General features: G+C 30.0%; 25 protein-coding genes. 11 read left to right on the forward strand and 14 right to left on the reverse strand.

What is annotated here, in order from left to right:
• Positions 1 to 44: 44 nt before the first annotated feature.
• Complete coding sequence (locus IU405_RS06220) at positions 45 to 278, forward strand: DUF3820 family protein (protein WP_197437745.1); 234 nt, start codon at positions 45 to 47, stop codon at positions 276 to 278.
• Here the strand turns inward: IU405_RS06220 and IU405_RS06225 are convergent.
• The 5 genes from IU405_RS06225 to IU405_RS06245 all read right to left on the reverse strand — a co-directional run bounded on the left by IU405_RS06225 (position 262) and on the right by IU405_RS06245 (position 3,735).
• Positions 262 to 630, reverse strand: a complete 369-nt coding sequence (locus IU405_RS06225; RefSeq protein ID WP_197437746.1) for a DUF2809 domain-containing protein — start codon at positions 628 to 630, stop codon at positions 262 to 264. The genes IU405_RS06220 and IU405_RS06225 overlap by 17 nt on opposite strands.
• A gap of 74 nt (positions 631 to 704) precedes the next feature.
• A complete protein-coding gene (gene creD / locus IU405_RS06230) occupies positions 705 to 2,093 on the reverse strand; it encodes a cell envelope integrity protein CreD (protein ID WP_197437747.1) in 1,389 nt (462 codons plus the stop codon).
• 81 nt (positions 2,094 to 2,174) lie between these two features.
• The gene (locus IU405_RS06235; protein ID WP_197437748.1) at positions 2,175 to 2,474 is read right to left on the reverse strand and encodes a winged helix-turn-helix domain-containing protein; all 300 of its coding nucleotides are present in this window, start codon (positions 2,472 to 2,474) and stop codon (positions 2,175 to 2,177) included.
• A gap of 23 nt (positions 2,475 to 2,497) precedes the next feature.
• A complete protein-coding gene (locus IU405_RS06240) occupies positions 2,498 to 3,109 on the reverse strand; it encodes a hypothetical protein (protein ID WP_197437749.1) in 612 nt (203 codons plus the stop codon).
• 65 nt (positions 3,110 to 3,174) lie between these two features.
• Positions 3,175 to 3,735, reverse strand: a complete 561-nt coding sequence (locus IU405_RS06245; RefSeq protein WP_197437750.1) for a hypothetical protein — start codon at positions 3,733 to 3,735, stop codon at positions 3,175 to 3,177.
• A gap of 55 nt (positions 3,736 to 3,790) precedes the next feature.
• Here IU405_RS06245 and IU405_RS06250 point away from each other — a divergent pair, with 55 nt between their 5' ends.
• A complete protein-coding gene (locus IU405_RS06250) occupies positions 3,791 to 4,162 on the forward strand; it encodes a DUF1801 domain-containing protein (RefSeq protein ID WP_197437751.1) in 372 nt (123 codons plus the stop codon).
• A 47-nt stretch (positions 4,163 to 4,209) separates the two neighbouring features.
• On the opposite strand, the gene kdsA is transcribed toward IU405_RS06250, so the two are convergent.
• Positions 4,210 to 5,028 (reverse strand): 3-deoxy-8-phosphooctulonate synthase, encoded by an 819-nt coding sequence (gene kdsA, locus IU405_RS06255; RefSeq protein ID WP_197437752.1) that lies wholly within the window; start codon positions 5,026 to 5,028, stop codon positions 4,210 to 4,212.
• 68 nt (positions 5,029 to 5,096) lie between these two features.
• Between kdsA and IU405_RS06260 the strand changes: the two genes are divergently transcribed.
• Positions 5,097 to 6,095, forward strand: a complete 999-nt coding sequence (locus IU405_RS06260; RefSeq protein WP_197437753.1) for a M20/M25/M40 family metallo-hydrolase — start codon at positions 5,097 to 5,099, stop codon at positions 6,093 to 6,095.
• 4 nt (positions 6,096 to 6,099) lie between these two features.
• Positions 6,100 to 6,615 (forward strand): DUF4136 domain-containing protein, encoded by a 516-nt coding sequence (locus tag IU405_RS06265; RefSeq protein ID WP_197437754.1) that lies wholly within the window; start codon positions 6,100 to 6,102, stop codon positions 6,613 to 6,615.
• A gap of 50 nt (positions 6,616 to 6,665) precedes the next feature.
• Here IU405_RS06265 and htpG read toward each other — a convergent pair whose 3' ends face one another.
• Entirely contained in the window at positions 6,666 to 8,576 is a 1,911-nt protein-coding gene (htpG, locus tag IU405_RS06270; RefSeq protein WP_197437755.1) for a molecular chaperone HtpG, read from the reverse strand.
• A 140-nt stretch (positions 8,577 to 8,716) separates the two neighbouring features.
• Positions 8,717 to 10,108, reverse strand: coding sequence for a Gfo/Idh/MocA family protein (locus IU405_RS06275; protein ID WP_197437756.1), 1,392 nt, complete (start codon positions 10,106 to 10,108; stop codon positions 8,717 to 8,719).
• 108 nt (positions 10,109 to 10,216) lie between these two features.
• On the opposite strand from IU405_RS06275, the gene IU405_RS06280 reads away from it, so the two are divergent.
• The gene (locus IU405_RS06280; protein WP_197437757.1) at positions 10,217 to 11,224 is read left to right on the forward strand and encodes a 3-oxoacyl-ACP synthase III family protein; all 1,008 of its coding nucleotides are present in this window, start codon (positions 10,217 to 10,219) and stop codon (positions 11,222 to 11,224) included.
• 66 nt (positions 11,225 to 11,290) lie between these two features.
• Here IU405_RS06280 and IU405_RS06285 read toward each other — a convergent pair whose 3' ends face one another.
• Complete coding sequence (locus tag IU405_RS06285) at positions 11,291 to 13,753, reverse strand: TonB-dependent receptor domain-containing protein (protein WP_197437758.1); 2,463 nt, start codon at positions 13,751 to 13,753, stop codon at positions 11,291 to 11,293.
• Positions 13,754 to 13,847: 94 nt separating this feature from the next.
• On the opposite strand from IU405_RS06285, the gene IU405_RS06290 reads away from it, so the two are divergent.
• A complete protein-coding gene (locus IU405_RS06290; RefSeq protein ID WP_197437759.1) occupies positions 13,848 to 14,210 on the forward strand; it encodes a CoA-binding protein in 363 nt (120 codons plus the stop codon).
• A 6-nt stretch (positions 14,211 to 14,216) separates the two neighbouring features.
• Here IU405_RS06290 and IU405_RS06295 read toward each other — a convergent pair whose 3' ends face one another.
• The 5 genes from IU405_RS06295 to pyrR are packed head-to-tail and all read right to left on the reverse strand — an operon-like array spanning position 14,217 to position 17,269.
• The gene (locus IU405_RS06295; protein WP_197437760.1) at positions 14,217 to 15,134 is read right to left on the reverse strand and encodes a ribonuclease Z; all 918 of its coding nucleotides are present in this window, start codon (positions 15,132 to 15,134) and stop codon (positions 14,217 to 14,219) included.
• On the reverse strand, positions 15,131 to 15,451 hold the full coding sequence (locus tag IU405_RS06300) for a T9SS type A sorting domain-containing protein (RefSeq protein ID WP_197437761.1): 321 nt from the start codon (positions 15,449 to 15,451) through the stop codon (positions 15,131 to 15,133). Before IU405_RS06300 ends, IU405_RS06295 begins: the two co-directional genes overlap by 4 nt.
• A 10-nt stretch (positions 15,452 to 15,461) precedes the next feature.
• Positions 15,462 to 15,794 (reverse strand): hypothetical protein, encoded by a 333-nt coding sequence (locus IU405_RS06305; protein ID WP_197437762.1) that lies wholly within the window; start codon positions 15,792 to 15,794, stop codon positions 15,462 to 15,464.
• A gap of 4 nt (positions 15,795 to 15,798) precedes the next feature.
• The gene (locus tag IU405_RS06310) at positions 15,799 to 16,728 is read right to left on the reverse strand and encodes an aspartate carbamoyltransferase catalytic subunit (RefSeq protein ID WP_197437763.1); all 930 of its coding nucleotides are present in this window, start codon (positions 16,726 to 16,728) and stop codon (positions 15,799 to 15,801) included.
• A gap of 1 nt (position 16,729) precedes the next feature.
• Positions 16,730 to 17,269 (reverse strand): bifunctional pyr operon transcriptional regulator/uracil phosphoribosyltransferase PyrR, encoded by a 540-nt coding sequence (pyrR, locus tag IU405_RS06315; RefSeq protein ID WP_197437764.1) that lies wholly within the window; start codon positions 17,267 to 17,269, stop codon positions 16,730 to 16,732.
• Positions 17,270 to 17,458: 189 nt separating this feature from the next.
• On the opposite strand from pyrR, the gene IU405_RS06320 reads away from it, so the two are divergent.
• The 5 genes from IU405_RS06320 to IU405_RS06340 all read left to right on the forward strand — a co-directional run bounded on the left by IU405_RS06320 (position 17,459) and on the right by IU405_RS06340 (position 23,610).
• The gene (locus IU405_RS06320) at positions 17,459 to 18,829 is read left to right on the forward strand and encodes a tetratricopeptide repeat protein (protein ID WP_197437765.1); all 1,371 of its coding nucleotides are present in this window, start codon (positions 17,459 to 17,461) and stop codon (positions 18,827 to 18,829) included.
• A gap of 141 nt (positions 18,830 to 18,970) precedes the next feature.
• Entirely contained in the window at positions 18,971 to 19,894 is a 924-nt protein-coding gene (locus tag IU405_RS06325) for a DUF368 domain-containing protein (RefSeq protein WP_197437766.1), read from the forward strand.
• Positions 19,894 to 20,904: a DUF368 domain-containing protein gene (locus IU405_RS06330; protein WP_197437767.1), complete on the forward strand. Its 1,011-nt coding sequence runs from the start codon at positions 19,894 to 19,896 to the stop codon at positions 20,902 to 20,904. Before IU405_RS06325 ends, IU405_RS06330 begins: the two co-directional genes overlap by 1 nt.
• A complete protein-coding gene (locus IU405_RS06335) occupies positions 20,882 to 21,640 on the forward strand; it encodes a shikimate dehydrogenase family protein (RefSeq protein WP_197437768.1) in 759 nt (252 codons plus the stop codon). The genes IU405_RS06330 and IU405_RS06335 overlap by 23 nt, the downstream gene beginning before the upstream one ends.
• 107 nt (positions 21,641 to 21,747) lie before the next feature.
• Complete coding sequence (locus tag IU405_RS06340) at positions 21,748 to 23,610, forward strand: DUF349 domain-containing protein (protein ID WP_197437769.1); 1,863 nt, start codon at positions 21,748 to 21,750, stop codon at positions 23,608 to 23,610.
• Positions 23,611 to 23,651 lie beyond the last annotated feature (41 nt).

Consider the following 23,651-nt stretch of genomic DNA (forward strand, 5'->3'; position numbering starts at 1 on the left):
AGATTTAAAATTCAAAGTTTTGAGGAAAATAGCCAAAAGCAAAAATGGAAGAGAATAACATACAAAATCAACAATTTCTGCTAGAATTATCCAAAGCAAAAATGCCTTTTGGGAAATTCAAAAATCAGTATTTGATTGATTTGCCTGAATATTATATAGTTTGGTTTAAAAATCAAGGATTTCCTTCTGGAAAATTAGGGCAACAATTGGGCTTGGTGTATGAATTGAAATTGAACGGTTTAGAAGATTTGGTTCGAGAAATTAGGAGGAAAAACTAATTTTTTTTTCTAGAATCAAAATTGATAAATATCCAAGAGTGTATGCTAATAAATCCCAAAAACTAAATGAAGTTCCTAATAATATTTGAAAGGTTTTTAAATATTGATTTGGATACATGTTTTTTAAATTGGTAAGCTGAAGAAATTCAACAAAATATGAAATCAATAAAGTAATGAATGCCACTTTATTTGTTGCTGTTTTTAAAAAACTTTTAAAAAATGCATATAAAAGTATCACTACCAAATAATCACCAAAAGTGTGTCTAATAAATCCTTTTCCATAAATCGCAATTAGGATTTCAATAGTGAGAAGTAAAGCAAAAGATATAAAATATTTTAAATTGAATTTCATATTTTTTTTAAAAGTATGAGCAAAATCTCATTATTTGTATGAGATTTTGCTCAAAATTAACCAATTATATTAAACTAATCATTTTGCCAATCTATTTTTCTAGAGGTGAACATTACTAATGCTAGAATAATAAATAATCCAATACTTCCCACTAAAAGCGCATAGTTTTCTAATTGTATAATTACAAAAATAAATGAATAGATTGCAGTTAATGAAATTCCAATTAATAAAGGAAATTTTATATTTTTCAAGATTGATTTTGAATACAATGATATTAAAATAATAACAGAAGTTCCTGCAATAAGGTATGCTTTTAAAAAGCTACTATGCTCTGAAATTGAGATTAATAAAGTGTAAAACATTGTTAAAGCTACACCAATCATCAAGTATTGAAATGGATGAATAGTAATTTTACTCATCGTTTGAATTAGAAAGAATATCAAAAATGTCAAACCAATTACCAGAAAGCCATATTTTGCTGAACGCTCACTTTTTTGATATTCATCAACAGGAATCATAAAATTAACCCCAAATGAAAATTGATTTAAATTTGGTATTTCTTTAAAAAATTGCTGAGAAAAAGGTCTATTAATATCTAATACTTTCCATTTTGCATGAAATCCTGTTTCAGTTATTTTTTCAGAATTATATGGTAAATATTCACCAATAAAATTAGCAGTTTTCCAATTAGATTTTACAGTAACATCTGTTTGTTTTCCAATTGGAATAAATCGAATTTGCTCACTTCCTTTCATTTTTACATCCATTGAAAATGTAGTTTCTTTGGTGTTTGGAATATCTTCAATTTTAATAAATTTAGTTTCTAATTCATTTAAAGTAACCTCATTATAATCTTTAAAATTAGTATGATTTTCTTTTATAAATTTTGATGATGTCATTGGATAATCATTCTTATTAAATTTAATTTTGAACAAACTGTTAGCGCCTTTTAAGTTAGATGTTTGTAAAACTATTTTGGCTTTATCCCATAAAATATCCTTTTCATTTGCATCAATTTCAGTAAAATCAGGCTTGGTAAATTTTCCATTTATCAAAATATTACTCTGATAAACAGCAGTTTTATAAATTCCTCTAGTTTTTTCTTCAGGATTTATTGTTGATGCAATCGTTAAATTTTCTGGAAAAAAATAGGCGAAATTTAGATATTCAATTTCTTCTTTTTCCCATGTTTTAGTTTTCTCTATGTATGTATTCTTTGTTTTGTAAGTTTTATAAGGAACTTTTAAAATGGGTCCATAAATTAAAACTTCTTCTCCCCATTTTTGGTTTATTTCATCTACGACTTCTTGTTGCCTTTGCATTCTTTCTTGAATTAAAGTTTTAATATATGAAAGAGGTATCATTAAAATGATGATTAAAAACCCTACCATTATCATTCTTGCTGTGATAGATTCTCTGATCCATTTACCAAATTTTGATTCTTGTTGATTCTGTGTTTCCATAATTATTGAATTTGTGTTTAAGTGTTTATTTATTTTAATATTAAAAGAACTTTGAAAAACAAAGTATAAGGTTAAATTTTTTTATTTCTTAGTGTTTATTAATTTTTCAAGAGCGTCAATATGTTTTTTGAATTCAATTTTCCCCAATTTTGTTGCATAATATTTAGTATTGGGTTTTCGTCCAATAAATTGTTTTTCTACTTTTATAAAATCTACTTTTTCCAATGCTTTTGTATGACTTGCTAAATTTCCATCTGTTACACCAAGTAATTCTTTTAGTGTATTGAAGTCAACACTGTCATTTACCATTAGAACTGACATGATTCCAAGTCTAATTCTATGATCAAAAGCTTTGTTTATATTATGAATGATGTTTTGCAAACCACTTTTTTAAATTAATGAAATCAATTATTTTTATCGTATTTAAAATACATTAAAGCCCCATATATAATATGCATAAATCCAAATCCTATGACCCAAAACCAAAAACCATATCCTGGATAAAATGCACAAAGTAGGCCTAATATTATTTGAGTATACCCCAAATATCTAATGTCTCCTAATGTATATTTTGAAGCATTTAATAAAGCAAAGCCATAAAACAAAAGCATTAATGCCCCTGTTTGTCCATATTTTTGTTGATTTAAAATAGTGATGATGTATATTGCACCAGCAACTAATGGAACTAGAAAATTAATTAGCAGCCTTTTTGTTAATGAATCCCAAATTTTTTCGTCATTTTTTTTGGCTTTTTTAGTAGTAAAAAAGATGGCAGTTCCAATACTTAATGCACCTACAATTAACAAATCAAACAATATCAATCTAAAAACTTTGCCATCTAAAATTAGGTAATCTCTACCACTTTGTTGCACTAACCAATATGCAAATCCTGCACCAATTAATGCGTAAATTCCTGCTAGAATGCCAGATAAACCACTCAATGAAATAAATTTGGATGATTTATTCATTAGGTTTTTGATTTCTGATATGTCTTTTAAATAATCTTTTGAACTCATCTTTAAAGAACTTTGAATTGCAAAGTAAATGAATAAATTTTAAATAAACAATAAAATAGTTTAAATTATTTGTCCCCTACAATTCCATACGTAATATGTGCAATTCCCAAAATGCAAATAGAAGCGTACCAATAATTTGGAATTAAAAAGCAAATGACGGCTAATAACAAGCAAATTCCAGCAATAATTTGGATATTTTGATTGCTTTTTGGATTGATTAACAACAATATGAATCCATAAAAAATCAAAAAAATAGGAGTAATAACATCAATAAAACCTTGATTCATCAGAAAAATTAATGCAATAAATAGCACTAAAAAACTTGCCAAATATTTCCAAAAAATACTTTTTGAACTTGAATTCCATAAAGGTATTTCTTGTTTTTTTGCGCGTCTTTTGGCACTAAAAAAAAGTGCCAATGATGAAAATATAAAAAGAATTATACAAATTGAAGTAATCATATATTCTAAAATTTCCGCAGACAACATTCCCATTGGATTGTCATCAATCAAAAATCCTTCTAAAATTATTTTTATAAGATAAGAAGATAACAAAAAATACAATCCAATTTGGATGCTGGTAAATCCTTTCAATGCAAAGTTTGATGATGGTTGTTTTGAATTCATAAAAAATTAATAACTTTCGCTAAGATACAAAATTGATTCATTCAGAAAATAAAATATGAAACCTGCAGAAAATTACATTTTAAAGCATTCAACTCCATTTCGTGAAATTTTAATGCATTTACAATCTGTAATTCAATATCATTTTCCAGAAGTTGAGTTAAAGTTCAAATGGAAAATTCCTTTTTTTACAATTGATAACAAACCGTTTTGTTACTTGAATTGTGTTGAAAAAAAAGGATATGTAGATGTTGGTTTATGGATGCAAGATTTTGTATCAAAGTATGACGAATTTCTGGTTTCTGAGAACAGAAAAGTTGTAAAATCTCTTCGATACAAAACATTAGAATCGATAAATAATGAAATTTTAATTGCTGTTTTGAGCGAAATTAAAAACAGAAAAGATCTGGGTTTCTATCAAAAAAAATGAGAGAAAATATCATTTCTCTCATTGTAGTTTATAGTGAGTTTTAAAATTTAAAACTGATTTATCGTTTTTCTAATCGCTACCAAATTTGACAATAATTTTTCCAAATTATCCAAATGCAACATATTTGCGCCATCGCTTTTTGCATTTGCAGGATCAAAATGAGTTTCAATAAATAATCCATCAACATTGTTTACAATTCCAGCTCTAGCAATGGTTTCAATCATATCTGGTCTTCCTCCTGTAACACCTGTTGTTTGATTAGGTTGTTGTAAAGAATGCGTAACATCTAAAATGGTAGGTGCAAATTGACGCATTTCTGGAATTCCACGAAAATCAACAATCATATCTTGATAGCCAAACATGGTGCCTCTATCAGTAATCCATGCTTTGTGATTTCCTGCATCTTTTACTTTTTGAACTGCGTGTTTCATGGAAGCAGGACTCATAAATTGTCCTTTTTTCAAGTTGACAACTTTGCCAGTTTGTGCTGCAGCTACTACCAAATCTGTTTGACGCACCAAAAATGCTGGAATTTGCAAAACATCTACATATTCAGCCGCTTTTTCAGCATCCGAAGTTTCATGAATATCTGTCACTGTTGGCACGTGAAATGTTTCTGATACTTTTCGTAATATTTTCAATGCTTTTTCATCGCCAATTCCCGAAAAACTATCAATTCTACTTCTATTTGCTTTTTTGAAACTGCCTTTGAAGATGTATGGAATTTGTAATTTATCGGTAATTGCAACTATTTTTTCTGCAATTCTCAATGCCATTTCTTCTCCTTCAATTGCACAAGGTCCTGATAGTAAGAAAAAATTATTTGCGTTTGTGTGTTTTATTTGTGGAATTTCTGTTAAAATCATTTTGATGAAAATTTCTGTAAAAGTACAAAATTATATTTGCTATCTTTCAACTCTTAAATTTCAAAATTATGAAAAAATTGAACTTTCTTTTGGTATTATTTATTTTAATTTCCTCCATTGGAACCAACATTTTAGCACAAACTAAAAATTCCAAGAAGGCTAATAATACTTTTTTTATTGATTCAGTTTTGGTGAAAAAACATTTATACACTTTAGCTTCTGATGAAATGGAAGGCAGAAAACCTGGAACTCAAGGAATTGAAAAAGCAGCTCAATACATTGAAAATGAGTTTTCTAATTTGGGATTAAAAACTTTTGAAGGATTGGATTCTTACAGACAAACGTTCACTTTTACAAACAGAAGAACCAAAGAAGAAATCACAAGTGCTAATATTATTGGTGTTTTAGAAGGAAAATCAAAAAAAGATGAATTTGTAATTATTTCTGCACATTATGATCATCTGGGAATCATCAAAAAAGAAGGACAATTAGATAGTATTTACAATGGTGCTAATGATGATGCTTCAGGAGTGACTGCAGTTTTGGCTTTGGCAAAATATTTTAAAGAACAAAATTCCAATGAAAGAACCATCGTTTTTGTTGCTTTTACAGCTGAGGAAATGGGTTTGATTGGTTCCACTCATTTTGGAAAAGGCATTGATGCTAGCAAATTTGTTGCAGGAATCAATTTAGAAATGATAGGAAAAACCCCGAGTTTTGGTCCCAATACTGCTTGGTTAACAGGATTTGAGCGATCTGATTTTGGTAAAATTATCCAGAAAAATTTAGTAGGAACAGGCTATCAATTATTTCCTGATCCATACGCAAATTTCAATTTATTTTTTAGATCAGATAATGCTTCTTTAGCAAGATTGGGCGTTCCATCCCATACATTTTCAACAACACCTATTGATGTTGATAAAGAATATCATCAAGCTTCAGATGAAGCAACTACGTTGAATATGACTGTGATTACCCAAACAATTCAAGCAGTTGCAAAAGGAACAGAAAGTATTATTAAAGGAATTGATACACCAACAAGAGTAGTTATTGAAGAAAAAAAATAAATTGATGAAACCATTTTTAGTTCTTTTTTTGATTGTATTGATGGGTTGTTCTTCTCCAAAAGTTGTCAGCGATTTTGATGATACTACCGATTTTGGAAAATTCAAAACTTATGGATTTTATGAAAATGTAGGTAAAGATTTGAACGATTTAGATATCAAAAGACTGATTAAAATTATAGATACAACATTGCAACAAAAGGGATTGATATTTAGTGAAACTCCTGATTTTTTTATTGATTTTACAATTACAAAATCAGCTGAAGTTCCAAGAAACACTGTAGCTGTTGGTTTTGGAAATGCGGGAGTAAATAGCGTTTTTGGGGTTTCTGGTGGAATTCCTATTGGATCTAAAAAATACAGAGAAATACTAATTATTGAATTTTTGACTCCGATAAATGAGCAGCTTTTTTGGAAAGCTTCTTTAGAAAGTACAGTAAAAGAAAAACGTTTACCACAAGAGAAAGAAGCTTATTTTCAACTGATTGTTCCTAAAGTTTTGAGCAATTATCCACCAAAATAATAAAGCCTCAAAACAACGTTGAGGCTTTATATCTTTAAAATGTCTTGTTACTATTTGATCAATTCATAAGAACGTTTGATAAAACTTGTCAATTCTTCACCATGTAATAGGTTTTGTGACAATTTCGCCAAATCAAATGCTTGTGAAATCAGGCGTTTTTGTTCAGCTTCATCATTGTTGTTTAAAATCGTAGAAATCAATTCGTGATTGGTATTGACAACTAAATTATACATGTCAGGCAAACTTCCCATACCAAACATTCCTCCTCCAGTAGCACTCATTTCTTTCATTCTTCGCATAAATTCAGGAACAGTAATCATGAATGGAAATGCGTTTGAATCCAAAGATTCTAGTTGAACTGTGTACGTTTGAGATGGAACAGCAGCTTCAATAATTGGTTTTAATATGTCTTTTTCTTCGTCTGATAATTTAGAAATGACAGTATCTTCTTTTTTGATTAAATTATCAACATGATCTGCATCAACTCTTGAGAATTTTACTTTTCCATCTCCAGAAGTTTCTAATTTTTGCATCAAATGAGAGATGATTGGAGAATCTAAAATCAATACCTCATAGCCTTTTGCTTTGGCAGCTTCAATATAACTGTGTTGTGCATTTTTGTTGGCTGCATATAATAAAACGTGATTTCCGTCTTTGTCTGTTTGAGAATCTTTTGTTTTTTCAATCAATTCATCAAACGTAAAATAGGTGTTGTCAACAGTTGGATACAAAGCAAAACTTTTCGCTTTGTCATAAAACTTGTCTTCTGATAACATTCCGTATTCAATAATCACTTTGATATCATTCCATTTTTTCTCAAAATCTTCGCGATTTTCTTTGAAAAGTGAAGTCAATTTGTCACCCACTTTTTTAGTAATATACCCTGAGATTTTTTTCACAGCACCATCAGCTTGCAAATACGAGCGAGAAACATTCAAAGGAATGTCTGGAGAATCAATCACACCTTTTAGCATTTGTAAGAAATCTGGTACAATTCCTTCTACATTATCTGTTACAAATACTTGATTTTGATACAATTGTATTTTATCTTTTTGCATGTCTAAGTTTTGAGTCAACTTAGGAAAGAATAAAATTCCAGTTAAATTGAAAGGATAATCAACATTCAAATGGATGTGAAATAATGATTCTTCAAATTGCATTGGATACAATTCGCGATAGAAATTTTTATAATCTTCGTCTTCTAAATCAGCAGGTTTTTTGGTCCAAGCAGGAGTTGTATTGTTGATAATGTCATCAACTTCAAGTTGTTTTTGCTTTTCTTTGGTTTCTTTACCATCAGCATCAGTAATGGTTGCTGGTTCGTGGTTTGGATCGTTTATTTTTTTAGTTCCAAATTTGATGGGCACTTGATTAAAACGATTGTATTTATTTAATAAACCTCTAATTTTTCCTTCTTCTAAAAACTCTTTTGAATCATCAGCAATGTGCAACACGATTTCTGTCCCTCTGTCAGATTTGTCGTGTTCAACTAAGGTATATTCTGGAGAGCCATCACAAATCCAATGCGCAGCAGGTTCGTCTTTGTATGATTTTGTGAAAATTTCTACTTGTTTTGCCACCATAAAAGCGGAGTAGAAACCAAGACCAAAATGACCAATGACACCTGTGTCATTCTTGTCATCTTTGTATTTTTCCAAAAATTCTTCAGCACCAGAAAAAGCAATTTGGTTGATGTATTTTTCAACTTCTTCCATGGTCATTCCTAAACCATGATCTTTGATAGTCAAGGTTTTTGCTTTTTTATCAATGCTGATTTCAATTTTTGCATCACCCAATTCTACTTGAGCTTCACCTATAGAAATGAGGTGTTTTAATTTGGTTGTGGCATCAGTGGCATTAGAAACCAATTCACGTAAAAAGATTTCGTGATCAGAATACAAGAATTTTTTAATCAGTGGAAAAATATTTTCTACTGATACATTGATATTTCCTTTACTCATAATGATATATGTTGTTTAATTAATTAAAATTTCAATATGGATAGTCAAAAAAAATACCAAAGGGTTTATTCTGACAAGATGTCAGAATTTTTGGGTATTGGATTTTGAGTTACTCAAAATTCAACACCCAAAACTAAAAATTAGATTTCTCTTAGCATTTCAGTTGTATTGTTGTTTTTCCATGTTCCTCCTGTAAAATCAGGGACTTTTACAGACGCACTATTTTGTGCAACAGACAGCTCAGAAAGAGGCGTAATTGCACTCCATAAAACACTATCATAAACATTGATGTCTAAGGGTAATCCTTTATTTAAGCACTTAATTAATCTGTAAATCATCACAAAATCCATTCCGCCATGACCTATTGAATTATCAGAAATTTGTGTTTTTAGTTTTTCCCACAAAGGATGATTGTATTTTTCTCTGTATTCATTATATTTCTCTTTATCTAACCATTTGTGACCCCACCAAGCCAATTCTTCTTCATTAATATATAATTTTGAAGGATATCCTTCATGTACCGCTTTTGTTCCAACAACTGTATTTAGGCGATCATAAGGTCTGCCAGAATGTACATCAAATTGTAACATAATGGTTTTACCTAATTTGGTTTTAATCAGTGTGGTATTCATATCACCACATTTTACATTTTGGAATTCTGGCAAGTTGGCTTTTTTTGCAGCATCACTCAAACTTTTTTCACGTGAACTCATCGAAACAATGTGGTCGTATGTATCTCCACGACCAATATCCATATATTGACTGATAGGTCCCAAACCGTGAGTGGTGTAAAAATTACCATCTTTTTTTAAATGATGTTTTATGCGCCATTGATTTTCATAATAGGTTTTATCTAACAAATGTTTTCTTAAATCGTGAATATAAGCACCTTCAGCATGTGTTAAATCGCCAAAAACACCTTGATTAATCATGTTTAATATCCATAATTCCTCACCATTAAAACAGCAGTTTTCCATCATCATACAATGTTTTTGAGTTCTTTCTGCGGTTTCAACTAATTTCCAACAATCGTCTAAGGTATATCCAATAGGAACTTCAGAGGCTACGTGCTTTCCTTTTTCCATTCCATACAAACACATTTCTGTGTGCATTTCCCAAGGAGTAGCAATAATTAGTAAATCAATATCATCTCTGTCCGCTAATTTTTTCCATTCATTTTGATTCCCATAATAGGCTTTTGCTCTAGTATTATGTGTTTTTTGAAGATGTTCGTTTAGTTTGTCTGTTTTTTCTTTGCGTAAATCTGCAATAGCAATAATGTTTGCATTGTTATTTTTTACCAACCAATCAAACATTTGGATTAAGGTTTGACCTCTATTTCCTGCACCAATAATTCCAACTCTAACATTGTCTATTTTTGGGGCTTTTAATCCAAAAGCAGTTCCCTTTGCTTTTTTATTCAGCAAGAAGTTTGTTTTTTCTAAGGTCTCCTCTTTGGCTAATACATTGGTAGAAAATCCTAAAAACAATGCTGCTTTTGTGGAAAGTGACAAGAAATCTTTTCGGTTCATTGTAAACTAATTTTAATTGTAATTGATGTCTTTTTGTAAAGCTGTTAATTTATTACTATTTTTGTTAGTTACAAATTATTAATAACCAAATTTTTACACCTACATACTATGTATAATTCAAAAATAACTGGTCTTGGTTACTTCGTTCCTGACAACATTGTTACCAACAATGATTTAAAAGCCTTCATGGAAACTTCGGATGAATGGATTCAAGAACGAACAGGCATTGAAGAACGAAGATGGATTGATCCAGCAACTGGTGACAACACTTCTTCAATGGGAGCAAAAGCGGCAAAAATAGCTATTGAAAGAGCTGGATTAACTAAAGATGATATCGATTTTATCATTTTTGCAACATTGAGTCCTGATATGTATTTTCCTGGAGGAGGAGTTCGTGTGCAAGATATGTTAGATATGCCTACAATTGGGGCTTTAGACATCAGAAATCAATGTTCGGGATTTGTATATGCGTTGTCTGTTGCTGACCAATTTATCAAAACAGGGATGTATAAAAATATTTTGGTGATTGGTTCCGAAAATCATTCTGGAGGATTAGAGCGTTCTACAAGAGGAAGAAATGTTACTGTAATTTTTGGAGATGGAGCAGGAGCTGCAATCGTATCAAGAAGTGAGGAAAAAGGAAAAGGAATTTTATCTTCACATTTGCATTCAGAGGGAAAATATGCTAGAGAATTGATGTTAGATGGTCCTTCAACAGGGAGATGGGTTCCTGAAATATTGAAAGAAAATGATCCTGAAGATGTGTCTTATTTTCCGTATATGAATGGACAATTTGTTTTTAAACATGCAGTAGTTCGTTTTGCTGAAGCGATTGAAGAAGGTTTGGAAGCAAACAATTTGAAAAAAGAAGATATTGATATGTTGATTCCGCATCAAGCAAATTTGAGAATTGCACAATTTATTCAGAAAAAATTTCAATTATCAGATGATAAAGTCCACAACAATATCATGAAATATGGAAATACCACTGCTGCATCAGTAATTATTGCTTTGACAGAAGCTTGGGAGCAAGGAAAAATCAAAGACAATGATTTGGTTATTTTGGCTGCTTTTGGTAGTGGTTTTACTTGGGGAAGTGTGGTAATTCGTTGGTAAAAAGGATTTACATAAATAAAAAAAATTCCGAGATGAAAATCTCGGAATTTTTAATTAATTCAAATATTAAAAAAATCCACCACCACCATCTTTTTCATTAGAATCTCTATTTCTTCGCTGTTTTGCTTTGTTGTTTCCGCCACCAAAATTGTAATTAAACCCTAAGAAAGTGGTTCTGCTTTCCCACTGAAAACGACCATTTTGAACAAATGGATTTGCTGAATTAAAAGCAAATTTCATACCCTGAAAAATATCATTTACTCTAAAGTTTACAGTTCCTTTTCCTTTCAAAACAGTCCAACTTGCACCAGCATTGATCATCCACATATTTTCAACATCCCATTGAATGTCTTTTTGTGGTCCTCTATACATGGCAAATAATTGAAAACGGACATTTTTTGATGCTGTAAAACTGTTGCTTATTCTAGCATTAAAAACATTATTTTGAACTGAAAGTTGTTGAGGATTTCCATTTAAATTATTAATGTTTCCTAATTGTTCTTGTGAATAAAAATCCATGCTCGAATTGACTCTCCACCAATTATTCATTTTAAAATTTGCCGAAAATTCAACTCCATAAGCATCCGTATCACTAAAATTTGTAAAACTCAATATTTGTCCTACACCAGGATTTGCAGGGTCTTCATTGGTAATTCTTGAAATTACATCGTTTATTTTTCTGTAAAAAGTTCCTAATGTGATATTCCCACCTTTGATTTGTCTGGTGTAATTTAATTCATATGAATTGGTAAATTGTGGTCTTAAATCAGCATTCCCAACAGAAACAATTAAAGGTGTGCTCCATTCTCTGATTGGATTTACTTGCTGAATATTTGGCCTGTCAATTCTTCTACTATAACTTAATTGCCATTGATTTTTTTCAGATGGACTGTATGTGAAAAATGCTGATGGGTAAAAATTCAATAAATCTTGAGAAACATTTTCAGTATCTTGTAATGTATTTCTTGTTTCGTCAGTATATCTTTTAAAAACTCCATCAATTACAAAATTTTCTAAACGTGCACCTAATTGCATGGTGAATTTATCAAAGCTAGTTTCGTAATTGGTATAAGCAGAGTAAATTTTTCTTTTAAAATCAAAATCAGAACTTCCTATTAAATCTGTACCATTAATTGAATACATTTCTTGATTGGTTAAATTGATGTTATCAGTATTATCACCTCTGAATTCCAATCCCAATTCCAATTTTGTTTTCTCTGACAAAGGGTTTGTATAATCAATATTTATCTGAGAATTGCTATTTTTTGTATTGATATTATTGTAATAATTATACACTTCATAGTCAAAATCTGTTGAATTTTGAAGTAAGTTCAAATTGTTCAAAAAATTGGTGCCATCCGTATTAGAATACGTTGCTTCAAACTCTAAATTGTGATCTTTTTTTGCAAAATCAATTTTATAATTTAGGTTGTAAGTTCCTGTTGGAGAGGTGTTTTCTTGAGTATTTGGTGCGTTAATTATTACATTTCCATTCACATCTCTAATCAATGCTCTACCACTTGCAAATCCATTAAACCAGTTTTGAGTTGTATATACTGAAAGTGTATTTTTTTCATTGATAAATAAATCAGCGCCAAATTTTATCAAATTAGAACGATTGTCATTCACAAAAATAAAATCTTGGTTGTTTACTCCAGGTCTTTCTACAAAACCATAGTTGTAATTATCGCCACTATTATGTCCGTAATTCATGAAAAAATTCACTTTTCCAGTTTTATAGTTCATGTTTGTTGAAGCATTATAACGTACATAATGTCCTGCAGTAATTCCAGAATCTAATGAGCCGTTAAATCCCATATTTGCATTTTTGTTGAGCACAATATTGATAATTCCACTCATTCCATCAGGATTGTATTTTGCTGATGGATTTGTAATCAATTCAATACTTTTTATAGAAGTTGACGGAATTTGTCTTAATAATTGCGCAATTGGCACATTTGTTGGTCTGCCATCAACTAAAACTCTAACATTCGAATTTCCTCTCAAGCTAATTTGCCCTGTTTGGCTATCCACACTCACAGATTGAATATTGTTTAGTAATTCTGAAGCTGTGGTTCCTGCAGCTGTTAAATCTTTTCCAACATTGATCACTTTTCGGTCAACTTTTTGAACAACGGTAGATGTTTCAGATCTGATAACAACTTCATCAAGTTCAGCACTTTCTTCGGAAAGTGAAATTGTTCCTAGGTTGATGTTTTTGTTTTTATCAGTTATTGAAATTTCTTTATCAAAAGTTTTATATCCGATAAATTGTACTTCTACAAAACTTTTTCCTTCGGGCAAATCTTTCACAACAAAAACACCTTTTTCGTCAGTGATTCCTCCTGTGATGATTTTTTTTGACATGTCTTTTACAACGATATTCACATAAGGCAATTCTTGTTTGGTGGCATTGTCAATCACTTTTCCTGAAATAGAGCCAGGTTTAGACAATGCTGATTTTGGCATTTGTGCAAAAGAAATGGTGGATGTTATAACAAGTATAACAAAGCATACTAATTTTTTCATTAGATAAAATTTGTTTTTTGGTTGATGTTTTATAGACAAGCTATTTAGTATATTTGTTACAAGTATTTTAATTGTTTAACGGTTTATTAACAGTATGAAAAATGTAACATTAGTTCTAGGTGCTTCTTTAAATCCAAATAGATATTCGAATATTGCTATCAAAAGATTGCTTGATAAAAAATATTCTGTAGTTGCACTTGGTCAAAAAAAAGGAACAGTTTTAGGAGTAACAATTGATGATGAAAAAAAAGATTATCAAGATATTGATACTGTTACACTGTATTTAAATCCTGAAAGGCAAAAAGATTTTTATGAATATGTCATCTCTCTAAAACCGAGAAGAGTTATTTTTAATCCTGGTGCTGAGAATGATGAATTTGCTAGGCTTTTAGAATCCAACAACATCAAGGCAGAAGTTGCTTGTACGTTAGTGTTGATATCGATTGATGAGTACTAAAACGACTTAATTTACCTCAATTATTTTCCCTGGTTCTGCAAGAAGTGTTTCGCTAAAAATAGTTTTTGCTTCTTCTTGAAATAATTCTGTGTTTTTATATCTACCAGAATAATGTCCTAAAATAAGTTGTTTTACATTCGCTTCTTTCGCAATTGTTGCTGCTTGTGAAGCAGTGCTATGCAATGTTTTTTTAGCCAAATCTTCTTTGTCAGATAAAAATGTGGCTTCGTGATACAACAAATCTGCATTTTTGATAATTGGAATTATAGATGGCAAAAAACAGGTGTCACTACAATAGGCAAAACTTTTTGGTTTCTCAGATGCAATAGTCAATTCTTCATTTGAAATGACTTCTCCAGATGGCAACACAATATCTCTACCAGCTTTGATATTCAAATAATCTGCTTTGTCAATTTCGGGATAATTCCCAATGTTTTGCATGTGCAATTTTTTTGGTTTCTCTTTTTCTTTGAATAAAAAACCATTTGTATAAACTCTATGTCTTAAAGGGATTGTATGCACAGAAACCTTTTCATCGTCAAAAATAAGTTCACTTTTTGTTGATGATAATTCATGAAAAATCAGTTCGTATTTGGCATGAGATTGAGAAATATTCAATAACATTTCTGTGGCTTCTTTGATACCTTTTGGACCAAAAACATGCAATTCTTTTTCCCTATTTAAAATTCCGAATGTTGAAAGCAATCCAATCAAACCATAAAAATGATCTCCATGCAAATGCGAAATAAAAATATGATTGATTTTTGAATATCCAACTTTGTATTTTCTCATTTGGCGTTGTGTACCTTCGCCACAATCAATGATAAAATGTCGATCATTGATTTCTAAATATTGCGAAGTTGGAAAAGCATTGACACGAGGAGTTGCTGAATGACAACCCAAAATAGTTAAACGTAAACTCATTGAATAACCAATCGTTTAGAAATACTATTTTCTTTATTTTGAATGGTATAAATGTAAATTCCGGCAGTTAAATCGCCTTTTAAAAAAGTAAGTGAATTGTTTCCTTTGATAGTTTCCACAGTTTTTTGATACACTACTTTACCTAAAATATTTTTTACAGTTAGTGTCGTTTTTGAATCACTTTCTGAATGAAAAGTGATAATTGTTGAGTTAGAAAATGGATTTGGGGCAGCAGATAATTTTTCAATTGTTTTTTCTTGAGAAAAACCGATTGAAATTGTTAAAAAGAAAAAAATAAAAAGTAATTTTTTAATCATATACTATTTTTTAAAAATCTAATTCCCTTTCAATTGCTTCCATTTCCAAAACGTCTTCTGCTTCTTGTAAAGTAGGTACAATATTGAAATTTTCAGGGAAATCATCAATATTTATATTTGAATTAACAATCACAAATGATGTGCCGTTTTCCTTTTTATGTTCTGAAAAATCTAAAAACTGTAAAAATTCTTTTTTAGAAACTTTCAAAGCATCAGAAATTACCAATACCAAATGTTCCTTTTCAAAATCATTTTTATGGGATAAAAATAAGGTATAAAAATCAGAAAATGAATTTTCATCCGAAGAAATAAGAGTGTATTTTTTCTTTTTTTTGATGTTCATAAACTTATCTTTTTATTTGTTCCGCTAATAAATAAATCACTGCCATTCTGACTGCAACTCCATTTTCAACTTGATGTAAAATGATAGATTGGTCAGAATCTGCAACATCACTTGTGATTTCAACTCCTCTGTTGATAGGACCAGGATGCATAATCACAATTTTTTTATCCAAATTATCTAATATCTCTTTGTTGATGCCAAAAAGTTGCGTATATTCTCTTGTTGATGGAAAATAATTAATATCCATTCGTTCGTTTTGAACTCTTAAAACATTGGCAACATCACACCATTCCAATGCTTTTTTCAAATTGGTTTCTACAGTGACTCCCAAACTTGTAATGTATTTTGGAATCAAAGTAGTTGGACCGCAAACTTTTACTTCAGCACCTTGCATTTGGAGCGCAAAAATATTTGATAAAGCAACTCTAGAGTGCAAAATATCACCAATAATGACAATTTTTTTACCTTTTACAGAACCCAATTTTTCTCTTATCGAATAAGAATCCAACAAAGCTTGTGTAGGATGTTCGTGAGTGCCATCACCTGCATTGATAATTTTTGCGTTTACGTGTTTTGCTAAAAAAACACCTGCACCAACATGTGCATGACGCATCACAACAATATCCACTTTCATGGATAAAATATTGTTGACAGTATCAATCAACGTTTCTCCTTTTTTCACAGAAGATTGAGATGCAGAAAAATTGATAACATCAGCAGAAAGTCTTTTTTCTGCCAATTCAAAACTCAGTTTTGTTCGTGTGCTATTTTCAAAAAATAAATTGGCAATGGTGATATCTCTTAAGGAAGGAACTTTTTTGATGGGTCTGTTGATGACTTCTTTAAAATGATCTGCAGTTTTAAAAATAAGCTCAATATCTGATGGTTTTAAATATTTTATGCCTAATAAATGTTCTACACTTAAATGATTCATGTTATTTTTGTTCTAAGTAAACTGCGTCTATTTCGTGTGTTTCTTTCCAAGTTACCAATACTTTTTCTTCATTAATCGCATCCACTTGTCTTCCTCTATAATCAGGTTGAATGGGCAAATGTCTGCTAAATCGTCTGTCAATAAACACTAATAATTCTATTTGTTTTGGTCTTCCAAAAGATTGAATGGCTGTTAATGCGGCTCTTACACTTCTTCCAGAATATAAAACATCATCAATGATGACTACTTTTTTATCTTCTATCAAAAAATTGATTTTTGTTGAAGTTGCTGCAAGAGGCTCTGAACGTCTTCTAAAATCATCTCTGTAAAAAGTAATATCGAGCAGACCTAGTTTCAATTCTTTAATACCGTACTCATTTTCAAGAAGTTGTACTAATCTGTTTGCTAAAAAAGATCCTCTTGGTTGCAAACCAATTAAAACAGTATCCGAAAAATCATTGTGATTTTCAATCAATTGGCAAGCCAATCTATGGAGAATTATTTCAATATCTTTTGAGTTAAGAAGTGTTTTTTTGCTCATAAGAAACCTACCAAATTTTAGTTGATAGTATTGAAAATCAAAATTAGGGATAAATAATGTATGCGCAAAATTTAAAAGTGTGAATTTAAAAATTGGTTGTTAATTAAATTGTTGAAAACAAAAAATGAAGCTCAAAATCAAAAGGGTTAGTTATAGTATTTTTATTGATATTATTCAATTCTATTAGCTATGTCTCTATTGAAATTTGAATCTATGCTGAAAACCAACAGCGTTTACTTTTTTGATTTGGTTGAATTCGAAGAAATTATCATTCATTATTTAGATGCAGGTAAACATTCTTTGGCTAAAAAAGCAGTAAAATTAGGTTTAGAACAACACCCACAATCTGTAGATTTAAAATTGCTACAAGTGGAGCTGTATGTATTTGAAGATGAATTGGATAAAGCTACTTTATTATTGAATAAAATTGAAAAAATTGACCCTCATAATGAAGAGGTTTTTATCCAAAAAGCAGCTATTTTATCAAAAAGAGGAAACCATGAAGGAGCTATTCAAAATCTAGAAAAAGCATTGGTTTACACAGATGATAATTTAGATGTTTGGTCGCTTTTAGGCATGGAATATTTGTATTTAGAGGATTATTCAAACGCTCGATCTTATTTTGAAAAGTGTTTGATTGAAGATGAAGAAGACTATTCTGCGTTATACAACATCATTTATTGTTATGATATGTGCAATGAAAGTGAATTGGCAATTCCGTTTTTGAATAATTATATTGATAAAAATCCTTATTGTGAAGTTGCTTGGCATCAATTGGGAAGACAATATTTTATGTTGGACATGTTTCAAGAAGCATTAACAGCTTTTGATTATGCCATTTTAATTGACGAATCATTTATTGGTGGGTATTTAGAAAAAGCCAAAACTTTAGAGGAATTAAAGCAATATAAAGAAGCAATTGATCATTATTTAGTGACGTTAGATTTGGATGATCCAACTGCTTTTGCTTTAGTCAGAATTGGAGAATGTTATGAAAAATTGCACAAATACGATGCTGCAATTTCTTATTACAAAAAAGCGGTTCAAGAAGATCCATTGTTGGATAAAGCTTGGATTTTGATTACAAATCTCTATTTTTTGCAAGAAAATTATCAAAAAGCAGCTTATTACATTGCAAAAGCGTTGAAGATTGATGAAGACAATCCAATGTATTGGAGAAAATATGCCGAAATTAATTTGAAACTAAACTTATTTGAAGAAGCTGTTTTAGGATATGAAAATTGCTTGGCGTTGAACGATGATGACATTACAATTTATATTGCTTTAGTTGATGTTTTACTGTTTTTAGGAGATTTTAATGAAGCTCTTTCAACACTTTTCAAAGCCCAAAGAATCTATAAAGATTTTGCAGAAATCGAATATAGATTAGCAGGAATATTCTTTATTTTAAATAAAGAAAAATTTGGGAAGAAACATTTGATAGATGCGTTAAAAATTGATTTTGAATATCATTCAGTTTTGAACGAATTGTTTCCAACTCTCATTGAAAATCTAAAAATTCACAAGTTAATTACTGATTTTAAGAAAGCTACAGAATAATTCTCTGATTAGTTTTTTGGATACCAATCCAACTGAATTACATTGATAGATTTATTTTTCTTTCTATACTACCAATATTCTCAGAAGTTCATTGTTAACTTTTCTTTAAAATCAACTATATTCGTAGCCAAAAAATACAGGATGAGTAGAACAATTAAAGATTATTTAGTAATTGGTTTTAAAGGAATAGCTATGGGTGCTGCAGATGTTGTTCCAGGTGTTTCCGGAGGCACAATTGCTTTTATATCAGGGATTTATGAAGAATTATTAGGTACCATAAGTAGTGTGAACTTTGGCTTAGTTAAAACTCTGAAAAACGAAGGTATCAAAGCTGCTTGGAGACAAGTAAATGGAAATTTTTTAGCAGCATTGTTGTCAGGAATTTTTATAAGTATTGTATCCTTATCAAAAATTATCAAATGGTTGTTAGAAAATGAGGCAATTTTGTTATGGTCTTTTTTCTTTGGATTAGTGTTCGCTAGTATTTTATATATTGGAAAGCAAATTGAAAAATGGAATTTTAAAATAGGTATTTTAGGAATAATAGGTGTTGTTTTTGGATATGTGATTACCATTTTACCAGCAACAAATACTTCTGATATTAGCTATGTTTTTTTAATTTTTTCAGGGGCAATTGCTTCTTGTGCCATGATTTTACCAGGAATTTCTGGTTCATATATTTTATTGCTAATTGGAATTTATCCTGTTGTTATGACAGCAATTACGGAGAGAAATATCACTATTTTATCAGCAATTGCCATTGGTGTAATTATTGGTTTGTTATCATTTTCAAAATTGCTAAAATGGTTATTTGCACATTATAAACAAGAAATGTTGGTAGTTTTAACAGGAATTATGCTAGGTTCTTTGAATAAAGTTTGGCCTTGGAAAAAAACAGTTTCAACGTATTTAGACAGTCATCAAGAAATAAAACCATTGTTAGAACAAAGTATTTCTCCCTTTTCATTTGATGGTGATGCACAATTAACATTGGCAATAGTAATGGCAATTATCGGTTTTGCAATTATTTTAATCATGGAAAAACTAGCTTCAAAAAAACAATAGTGCGAATAGAAAAATCCTTTTTACACAAACTCGGACTTTTTTTAAAAGGTTTGGCAATGGGCGCTGCAAACAAAGTGCCTGGTGTTTCAGGTGGAGCAGTTTCCTATGTTTTAGGATTTTATGAGGAACTCATTTATTCGTTTAAAAAAATCAACATAAAGGCATTTAAACTTCTTTTTAACGGTCGTTTTAAAAGTTTTTACACCTATACAAATGCACAGTTTTTGCTGCTAATTATGTCTGGAAGTATGTTCAGTTATTTTAGCATTTCATTGGTTTTAGATTATTTTTTAGAGCACTATGAATTGTATGTATGGAGTTGGTTTTTTGGGATGATTATTGGCTCCATTTATTACATCAATAAAGATTTTGGAAAATGGACAAAAACCAATTTAACATTTTTATTTATAGGAATAATTATTGGACTGGCAATCAGTTTTTTAACTCCAGCAAAAGAAAATGACAACCTTTGGTTTGTTTTTTTATGCGGGATAATTGGAGTTTCAGGGATGACACTTCCAGGACTTTCAGGTTCTTTTATTTTGATACTTTTAGGAAATTACGTGTTACTTTTAGTAGATTCTGTAAATGTTTTATTAGAAGTTATCCTCAGTGTTTTATCGGGCAATTTTGAAATTTTATCTGATGCAACAAAAATGCGTTATCTCAAAATTATTTCAGTATTTACTGCAGGTTCTGCTTTTGGATTGATTTCAATTTCTCATGTTTTAGGATATGTTTTGAAGCATTACAATAAAATAGTGAATGCACTGATTCTAGGTTTTATAACAGGTTCTTTAGGAATTGTGTGGCCATGGAAAAAAACGGTTTATTTAGCAGAAAACGATACTTTTTTATTGGATCAAAAGGGCAATAGAATCATTGAAAATTACGAGCGGTATTTTCCTGAAATTTTGAGTTATGAAACCTTTTTTGCAGTGCTCTGTATCTTTTTTGGTTTGGGACTAATTTTAGCAATTGATTATTATGATAGAAAACGAAAAAAATAGCCTTTTTGGATTGCTTGGTAGAAATATATCTTATTCATTTTCAAGAGGTTATTTTACAGATAAATTTCAGAAATTGCATTTAGAAAATCATTCTTACATTAATTTTGATATGCAGGTTTGTACTGAATTTCCAGCAATCATTTCTTCAGAAAAAAATTTAAAAGGGCTAAATGTTACCATTCCCTATAAACAAGAAATTATTCCTTTTTTGGATGAGTTGGATGAAACTGCGAAACAAATTGGAGCCGTCAATACTATTAAAATTACTAAAAATAATACCTTAAAAGGCTATAATTCAGATGTGGTTGGTTTTGAAAAATCAATCAAACCTTTGCAGAAAAACCATCATCAAAAAGCATTGATTTTAGGTACTGGTGGAGCATCAAAAGCAGTTGCTTTTGTGTTTCAAAAAAACAATATTTCTTTTCAATTTGTGTCAAGAAATCCAACCTCAATCAATGAAATATCTTATGAAAGTCTTTCTAAAGAAATTATGGAAAGTCACACAATCATAGTGAATTGTTCTCCTCTTGGGACATCACCAAACATTGAAAGATTTCCTGAAATTCCGTATCAATTTTTAAATCAACAACATTTATTGTATGATTTGATTTACAATCCTGAAGAAACTTTATTTTTATCCAAAGGAAAAATTCAAGGAGCGACCATCAAAAATGGGCTTGAAATGCTTCAACTTCAGGCAGAAGAATCCTGGAGAATATGGAATGATTTATAAATCATCAATATAACTTATCAAGAAATCTTGTAAAGTATGTAAGTTGTCCTTATTTTTGTTGACAGTATGATTATAGTATTGTACAAAGATCAATAAACATTGTAGATATGTTAGAAAATAATAAGGATAATTCCAGTAAAATTGAAAGTGAATTGAATGAAAATGATTCTTTATCAATTGAAAATCAATCAGTTAATGAAGTTAGTGAATCAGATTTAGATAATCAATCAATAACTGAAGATGATGAACAAGAAAACGAAAACGAGCAAGTTTTTGAAGATTATTCTGAATTTTCTATTGAAGAATTGGTTGTTTCATTAAAAAATTTGATTGAAAATACACCAGTTCAGAAAATAAAATCTCCTATTGACCAAATTAAAAATGCTTTTAATGAAAAATTTGGGGCATTATTGGCAGAAAAAAAACAAGCATTTTTGGATGAAGGAGGAGAATCTATTGATTTTCAGTTTTCACATCCTTCAAAATCTGAATTTAATAAGCTATTGTCTGAATACAGAGTTAAAAGAGAGGCTCATTACGCAAGTATTGAAAAGAAATTAAATGAGAATTTAGAGAAACGTCTTCAAGTTATTGAAGAATTAAAAACCTTGATTGATGATGCTGAAGTTTCTACAATGTATAAAAATTTCAAGGCAATTCAGGAAAAATGGAATTCAATTGGAGGTGTGCCAAGATCAACTTACAATGATACTTGGAAAACCTATCAACATCATGTGGAGCGTTTTTATGATTTATTGCATTTAAGTAATGATTTTAGAGATTTGGATTTTAAACATAATCTAGATGAAAAACTGAAAATTATTGAAAAAGCAGAGGCATTAGCTAACGAAAAAGACATCAATTTTGCGGCAAAACAATTGCAAGAATTGCATAAAATTTGGAAAGAAGATATTGGGCCTGTAGCAAGGGATATCAGAGAAGAAGTTTGGCAAAAATTCAGTGATGCAACCAAAAAAATACATGACAAAAGACATGAGTTTTTTAAAGAAATTCACTCAAAGTATGATGAAATGATTGACAAAAAAATGTTGGTTATTGCTGAAATTAATGCTTTAGATGTTTCGAAAAACAGCAATCATAATGATTGGCAAAAAAGTATTGACGAGTTAGAGGCTTTGCGAAAAAAATATTTTGATATTGGCAAACTTCCTTATGCTAAAAGTGAAGAAATTTGGCAGAAATTCAAAAATGCAACTAAAAATTTCAATGCTGCTAAAAATAAATTTTACAAAAAGGAAAAATCGGAGCAGCAAGAGAATCTGCAGAAAAAAATGGCTTTAATTGAATTGGCTGAGTCATTGAAAGACAGTGAAGATTGGGAAATGGCAACAAATGCCATGAAAAAAATCCAATCAGATTGGAAAAAAATAGGTCATGTTCCAAGAAAATTTTCTGATGATATTTGGAAACGATTTAAAGCTGCATGTAATTATTATTTTAATAGATTTCATCAACAAAAAAATGCGGTTAGCAAAGATCAACAACAAGTTGTTGATAGAAAACAAGAATATCTAGAGTCTTTAAAAAACAAGAAAAAATTCAAGAAAGAAGAGGTTTTTGATATGATGAATGAATGGCAAGATTTGGGAAGATTACCTAAAAACTCAAAACATTTAGACAGTAAATTTAACAAATTGATTGACGCTACATTAGACAATCTTTCTTTGGATAAAAATGAGATTGTCTTTTTGAAATTTAAAAATCTAGTAGATTCTTATTTTGAAAATAATGATTATAAGAAATTGGATAGTGAACAATTATTTGTTAGAAAAAAGATAGATGAAATTGTAAGAGAAATTCAACAATTGGAAAATAATTTAAGTTTTTTCTCTATTTCAAATAAAAATAATCCATTGGTTTTGAATGTTAAAAATCAAGTAAATGAATTTAAAGAAGAGTTGGCTGTTTGGAAAGAAAAGCTCGATTATATCAAAAAATTAGATTACTAATAAAAATAAAAAACTCGAAGTTCAACAACTTCGAGTTTTTT

It is taken from the genome of Polaribacter sp. BAL334 (assembly GCF_015767435.1).
Classification (GTDB): Bacteria; Bacteroidota; Bacteroidia; order Flavobacteriales; family Flavobacteriaceae; genus Polaribacter.